This window comes from Burkholderia sp. Tr-20390, assembly GCF_017104595.1.
GTDB lineage: Bacteria > Pseudomonadota > Gammaproteobacteria > Burkholderiales > Burkholderiaceae > Burkholderia.
Genome location: NZ_JAAGPC010000027.1, coordinates 59,533 through 66,374 on the forward strand (window position 1 = coordinate 59,533; position 6,842 = coordinate 66,374).

General features: G+C 67.2%; 6 protein-coding genes. All 6 read left to right on the plus strand.

Annotated features, from left to right (window positions below; all coding sequences use genetic code 11):
* The first annotated feature begins 42 nt into the window (after positions 1-42).
* On the plus strand, positions 43-969 hold the full coding sequence (locus G3N98_RS10845) for a CysB family HTH-type transcriptional regulator (RefSeq protein ID WP_006484201.1): 927 nt from the start codon (positions 43-45) through the stop codon (positions 967-969).
* 513 nt (positions 970-1,482) lie between these two features.
* Complete coding sequence (locus G3N98_RS10850) at positions 1,483-1,869, plus strand: DUF805 domain-containing protein (protein WP_089494790.1); 387 nt, start codon at positions 1,483-1,485, stop codon at positions 1,867-1,869.
* A gap of 278 nt (positions 1,870-2,147) precedes the next feature.
* Positions 2,148-3,098, plus strand: a complete 951-nt coding sequence (locus G3N98_RS10855) for a sugar ABC transporter substrate-binding protein (RefSeq protein WP_089425352.1) — start codon at positions 2,148-2,150, stop codon at positions 3,096-3,098.
* 145 nt (positions 3,099-3,243) lie between these two features.
* Positions 3,244-4,857, plus strand: coding sequence for a sugar ABC transporter ATP-binding protein (locus G3N98_RS10860; RefSeq protein ID WP_206148165.1), 1,614 nt, complete (start codon positions 3,244-3,246; stop codon positions 4,855-4,857).
* Positions 4,854-5,873 carry an ABC transporter permease gene (locus G3N98_RS10865; protein WP_175240347.1) on the plus strand — a complete coding sequence of 340 codons (1,020 nt, stop codon included), beginning with the start codon at positions 4,854-4,856 and terminating at the stop codon, positions 5,871-5,873. The genes G3N98_RS10860 and G3N98_RS10865 overlap by 4 nt, the downstream gene beginning before the upstream one ends.
* 35 nt (positions 5,874-5,908) lie before the next feature.
* Positions 5,909-6,842, plus strand: a 934-nt coding sequence (locus G3N98_RS10870; RefSeq protein ID WP_206148167.1) for a LacI family DNA-binding transcriptional regulator, incomplete at its 3' end; no start/stop codon positions are given.

Below are 6,842 nucleotides of genomic sequence, written 5' to 3' on the forward strand. Positions count from 1 at the left end.
CGGAATCGACAATCAAACAACGACAGCCTAAGAGGCATACCCATGAATTTTCAGCAATTGCGGTTCGTGCGCGAAGCGGTGCGCCAGAACATGAACCTGACGGAAGTCGCGAACGTGCTGTACACGTCGCAGTCGGGCGTGTCGAAGCAGATCAAGGATCTCGAGGATGAGCTGGGCGTCGACATCTTCATCCGGCGCGGCAAGCGGCTGACGGGGCTCACGGAGCCCGGCAAGGCCGTGCACCAGCTGATCGAGCGGATGCTGCTCGACGCCGAGAACCTGCGCCGCGTCGCGCGCCAGTTCGCCGACCAGGACAGCGGCCACCTCGTCGTCGCGACGACGCACACGCAGGCGCGCTACGCGCTGCCGAAGGTGATCCGCCAGTTCACCGACGTGTTCCCGAAGGTGCATCTCGCGCTGCGCCAGGGCAGCCCGCAGCAGATCGCGCAGATGATCCTGAACGGCGAGGCCGATCTCGGCATCTCGACCGAGGCGCTCGACCGCTATCCGGACATCGTTACGTTCCCGTGCTATTCGTGGCACCACACGGTCGTCGTGCCGAAGGGGCATCCGCTCGTCGGCCGCGAGAACCTGACGCTCGAGGAAATCGCCGAGTACCCGATCATCACGTACGACCAGGACTTCACGGGCCGCTCGCACATCGACCAGGCGTTCACGCAGGCGGGCGCCGTGCCCGACGTCGTGCTGACCGCGATCGACGCGGACGTGATCAAGACCTATGTCGAGCTCGGCATGGGGATCGGCGTGGTCGCGGCGATGGCCTACGATCCGCAGCGCGACACGGGGCTCGTCGCGCTCGATACGCAGCACCTGTTCGAAGCGAGCACGACGCGGGTCGGGCTGCGCAAGGGCGCGTTCCTGCGCGCGTATGCGTACCGGCTGATCGAGATGTTCGCGCCGCATCTGAACGAAGCGGAAATCGCGGGGCTGTTGCGCGAAGCCGTTTGACGGCAGCGCGTCGCGCGTCATCCGCGCGCTCACCGCGGATGGCGCGACATACCGGCGCGGGTCGTCATGTATTGGGCAGCGGCAGGCGATTTGCCGCTGCCTGGGTGATTCGACTCACCGTATCATCGACCGCCATCGCGGTTTCCCCGTCCGATTCTTCGCCGCGCGCGGCGAACGACATGTATTCGCTTGCCGACCCAACGACAAGAACAAGAGGGTGCGCGTGCACGCTTCGTGTCGGGTTCGGCCATCTGCCATATCGAGCGATCCATCGGCCGGCAAATGTGATTCAATGCGCGTGAATGCCGGGTGACGCGCACTCGGGCCGTCCGTTGGTCGCGATCCTGCCGGCCGGATCGCACCAGCGACGCAACGCGCAACACCGGAACGAAGTGCGAAAGGCAAAGCCGGCAGCCCGTCCGCCTTCAAGAAACAACGCACGTGGATCGCCGGTCCCGGCACGCTCGGAGACCTGTCGCGCAGCACGCAACACGCGTGACGAAGAGGTAAACAATGAATCTGAAATGGCTTCTCTTTTCCTTCGAAGGCCGGATCGGACGCCTGCCGTGGTGGATCTACGCGCTGGTTTCCACCGTACTCAGCGCGATTTTCGATGCGGGTTCCCGCGGTGCGCCGGAAGACGATCTGCCGCCGCTGGTGATGCTGGTGGCCGTCGTCATCGCGGTCGTCGCGGTGTGGTCGTCGATTGCGGTCGGCGTGAAGCGGCTGCACGACATCGACAAGTCGGGATGGTGGATGCTGCTGCTGTTCGTGCCGATCGTCGGCGCGCTCGCATTGTTCGTGATGAACGGCTTCATCGCCGGCACGCCGCACGCGAACCGCTTCGGCGAGCCGCCGTCGGCCGATGAAGACGAACCGGCGCCGCGGGGCCCGGCGTGACACGCGCTCCGAATAAACCCTTAAATATTGATCAGACAGGTTGCACACCGACGCGAATCGGTACAGCATAGCCTTCACTCCGCCGGCGTCCCGCCGGCGGCGGCGCGTAAACGACAGCACGCGCCAGGCAGTCGGCCGTCTGCCTCGCTTCCATTCCGTGGTACCGACAGCAGCATCGATGGCCATTGCCCGGGTAGTGTGGCGCAAACGTTTGCTCACATTAAAACAACAGTCAAACAATAGTCCGGTCCTTAGGGGCCGGTCGCCAGGAGATGAGTATGAATGTCCTCTTTCGCCGTCGCTTCCTGACCGCCGCGCTCGCCGCCGTCGCGGTCGCCGCCGCACCGGCCGTCCACGCGCAATCGGCAGCCAAGCCGAAGGTCGCGCTCGTGATGAAGTCGCTCGCCAACGAGTTCTTCCTGACGATGGAAACGGGCGCGAAGGAATACCAGAAACACAACGCGGGCCAGTTCGACCTGATCACCAACGGCATCAAGGACGAAACCGACACCGCGAACCAGATCCGCATCGTCGAGCAGATGATCGTGTCGAAGGTCGACGCGATCGTGCTCGCGCCGGCCGATTCGAAGGCGCTCGTGCCGGTCGTGAAGAAGGCGGTCGACGCCGGCATCGTCGTCGTGAACATCGACAACCGGCTCGATCCCGACGTGCTGAAGTCGAAGAACCTGAACGTGCCGTTCGTCGGCCCGGACAACCGCAAGGGCGCGCGCAAGATCGGCGATTACCTCGCGAAGCGGCTGAAGGCCGGCGACCAGGTCGGCATCGTCGAAGGCGTGTCGACGACGACCAATGCGCAGCAGCGCACGGCCGGCTTCCAGGATGCGATGAAGGCGGGCGGGATGAAGGTCGTGTCGGTGCAGTCCGGCGAATGGGAGATCGACAAGGGCAATGCGGTCGCCGCGGCGATGCTCAACGAATACCCGAACCTGAAGGCGCTGCTGTGCGGCAACGACAACATGGCGATCGGCGCCGTGTCGGCCGTGCGCGCGGCCGGCAAGCAGGGCAAGGTGCTCGTGGTCGGCTACGACAACATCAACGCGATCAAGCCGATGCTGAAGGACGGCCGCGTGCTCGCGACCGCCGATCAGTACGCGGCGAAGCAGGCCGTGTTCGGTATCGACACGGCGCTCAAGGCGATTGCGGAGCATCGCAAGCAGGCCGACATGTCGGGCGTGGTCGAGACGCCGGTGGATCTCGTGACGAAGTGACGCGGCCCCGATGCGGCCGCCGCCCTCAAGAATTGGGCGCGGCGGCCGTTATCCGGGGTGAGCGCGATCACGGCCACTGCATGCACATGCACTTGTGAGCGTCACACCCGCGCGCCGCGTGCGCGCGGCCGCAACCAGGATCGCGATGGACCCGACTTTCCAACCCTCCCGCGCAGCCGCTCCCGTGCTGTCCGTCTCCGGCATCGGCAAGACCTATGCCGAACCCGTGCTCGCCGACGTCACGCTGACGCTCGAGGCGGGCCACGCGCTGGCGTTGACGGGCGAGAACGGTGCCGGCAAGAGCACGCTGTCGAAGATCATCGGCGGGCTCGTCGAGCCGACCGCCGGCACGATGCAGCTCGGCGGCAAGCCGTATGCGCCGGCGAGCCGGACGCAGGCCGAGGCACTCGGCGTGCGCATGGTGATGCAGGAGCTGAACCTGCTGCCGACACTGACGGTCGCCGAAAACCTGTTCCTGAACCGCCTGCCGCGGCGCTTCGGGATCATCGATCGCGCGCGGCTGCGCGACGATGCGCGGGCCGCGATGGCGCAGGTCGGGCTCGACGCGGTCGATCCCGATACGCCGGTCGGCGCGCTCGGCATCGGCCACCAGCAGATGGTCGAGATCGCACGCAACCTGATCGGCGACTGCCGTGTGCTGATTCTCGACGAACCGACCGCGATGCTGACCGCGCGTGAAGTCGAGCTGCTGTTCGAGCAGATCGACCGGCTGAAGGCGCGCGGCGTCGCGATCGTCTACATCTCGCACCGGCTCGAGGAACTCGCACGGGTCGCCGAGCGCGTCGCGGTGCTGCGCGACGGCCGGCTCGTCCACGCGGGCGACATGGCGGCGACGACGTCCGACGGGCTCGTCACGCTGATGGTCGGGCGCGAGATCGGCGAGCACATCGATCTCGGCGAGCGTCATATCGGCGCGCCGCGGCTCGTCGTGTCGGGCCTCAGCCGCGGGACGGCGGTGCGCGACGTGTCGCTCGAGGTGCGCGCGGGCGAGATCTTCGGCATCTCGGGGTTGATCGGTGCGGGGCGCACCGAGCTGCTGCGGCTGATCTACGGCGCGGATGCGCCGGACGCGGGGACGATCGCGATCGGCCAGCCGCCGAAGCCGGTGCGGATCGGTTCGCCCGTCGAGGCGGTGAAGCAGGGCATCGCGCTGATCACCGAGGATCGCAAGGGCGAAGGGCTGCTGCTGACGCAGTCGATCACCGCGAACGTGTCGCTCGGCCAGCTCGACCGGCTCGCGCGCGGCGGGATCGTCGACGGCGCGCGCGAAACGGCGCTCGCCGAGCAGCAGATCGACGCGCTGCGGATCCGCACGCACGGCGCGACGCAGGCGGTCGGCGAACTGTCGGGCGGCAACCAGCAGAAGGTCGTGATCGGCCGCTGGCTCGCACGCGACATGGGCGTGCTGCTGTTCGACGAGCCGACGCGCGGGATCGACGTCGGCGCAAAGTTCGAGATCTACACTTTGATGGGCGCGCTCGCGCGCGAAGGCCGCGCGCTCGTCGTCGTGTCGAGCGACCTGCGCGAGCTGATGCTGATCTGCGACCGGATCGGCGTGATGTCGGCCGGGCGCATGACCGCCGTGTTCGAGCGCGGCAACTGGACCCAGGATGCGCTGCTGGCCGCGGCGTTCGCCGGCTTCGGCCGCGAGACGCCGCCGGGCGGCGCGCAGCATCCGGACGCGGGGCAGGCGCCCGGCGCCGCTCCCGGCACTTCGAATACAGGACGACCGCAATGACCCAGCCTCCCGTAACCCCGACCGACGCAGCCGCGCAGCAGGACGTGACGGGGCGCCGTGCGCGCACGCTGTCCGGCACGCGGCTCGGCCTGTCGAACTATCTCGGGCTCGCCGGTGCGCTCGCCGCGATGATCGCGCTGTTTTCGGTGCTGAGCTCGCATTTCCTGACCTACGATACGTTCAGCACGATCGCGAACCAGATTCCCGATCTCGTCGTGATGTCGGTCGGGATGACCTTCGTGCTGATCATCGCCGGGATCGACCTGTCGGTCGGCTCGGTGCTGGCGCTTGCCGCGTCGATGGTCAGCGTCGCCGCGCTGAAATGGCAGTGGGGGCCGCTGCCGGCCGCGCTGATCGGCATCGCGGTCGCGACCGCGACGGGCGCGCTGACCGGCGCGGTTACCGTCGGCTGGCGGATCCCGTCGTTCATCGTGTCGCTCGGCGTGCTGGAGGCCGCGCGCGGCCTCGCGTACCAGCTGACGAATTCGCGCACGGCCTACATCGGCGACGCGTTCGATTTCCTGTCGAACCCGATCACGCTCGGCATCTCGCCGGCGTTCCTGATCGCGGTCGCGGTGATGATCGCGGCCCAGTTCGTGCTGACGCGCACCGTGTTCGGACGCTATCTCGTCGGGATCGGCACGAACGAAGAAGCGGTCCGACTTGCAGGGGTTAACCCGAGGCCGTATAAAATTCTCGTATTCGCATTGATGGGCGCCCTCGCAGGGCTGGCGTCGTTGTTCCAGATTTCGCGGCTCGAGGCGGCCGACCCGAATGCGGGCGTCGGTCTCGAACTGCAGGTGATTGCCGCCGTCGTGATCGGCGGCACGAGCCTGATGGGCGGGCGCGGCTCGGTGATCAGCACGTTCTTTGGCGTGTTGATCATCTCCGTGCTGGCCGCGGGGCTGGCGCAGATCGGTGCGAACGAGCCGACGAAACGGATCATCACCGGCGCGGTGATCGTGGTGGCGGTCGTGCTCGATACGTATCGCAGCCGGCGCACCCGCGTGCGGTAGAAAGACAGACAGAACAGACCAGAGAGAAACGGGAAATGGCGACGATCAAGGATGTGGCGGCCATGGCGGGCGTGTCGTTTACGACCGTCTCGCACGTGGTGAACAATTCGCGGCCGGTGTCCGCGGATGTGCGTGCGAAGGTCGAGGGCGCAATCCGCGAGCTGAATTACGTGCCGTCGGCCGTGGCGCGCTCGCTGAAGGCGCGTGCGACGGCGACCATCGGCCTTGTCGTGCCGAACAGCACGAATCCGTACTTCGCCGAGCTTGCGCGCGGGATCGAGGACCAGTGCGCGGCCAACGGCTATTGCGTGTTCTTCTGCAACTCGGACGACGATCCCGTCAAGCAGCGCAACTACCTGCGCGTGCTGCAGGAAAAGCGTATCGACGGGCTGATCGTCGCCTCGGCGGGCGAGGATGCGGTGCTCGCGCAGACGCTCGCGGATATCCACGCGCCGCTCGTCGTCGTCGACCGCAACATCGAGGGGCTCGCGGCCGACCTCGTGCAGATCGACCACGAGCGCGGTGCGTACCTGGCGACGCGTCACCTGCTCGAGCTCGGGCACGCGAAGATCGGCTGCATCACGGGGCCGACCGACACGGCGGTCAGCGCCATGCGCGTGCACGGCTTCATCCGCGCGATGGCCGAGCGCGGGGTCGACATCGTGCCGGGCGCGATCGCGGAAAGCGATTTCTCGTGCCTCGGCGGTTATCACGCGGCGTCGCGGCTGTTCGAATCGGTGCGGCCGAGCGCGATCTTCGCGGGCAACGACCTGATGGGCGTCGGCGCGCTGCGCGCGGCGGCCGAGCGCGGCATGCGCGTGCCCGACGACTGTTCGATCATCGGGTTCGACGACATCGAATTCTCCCGCTACACGTATCCGGCCCTGTCGACGGTCGGCCAGTCGGTGCGCGCGCTCGGCGAAATGGCCGCGCAGACGCTGATCGAGCGCATCGGCGGCGGCTCGACCG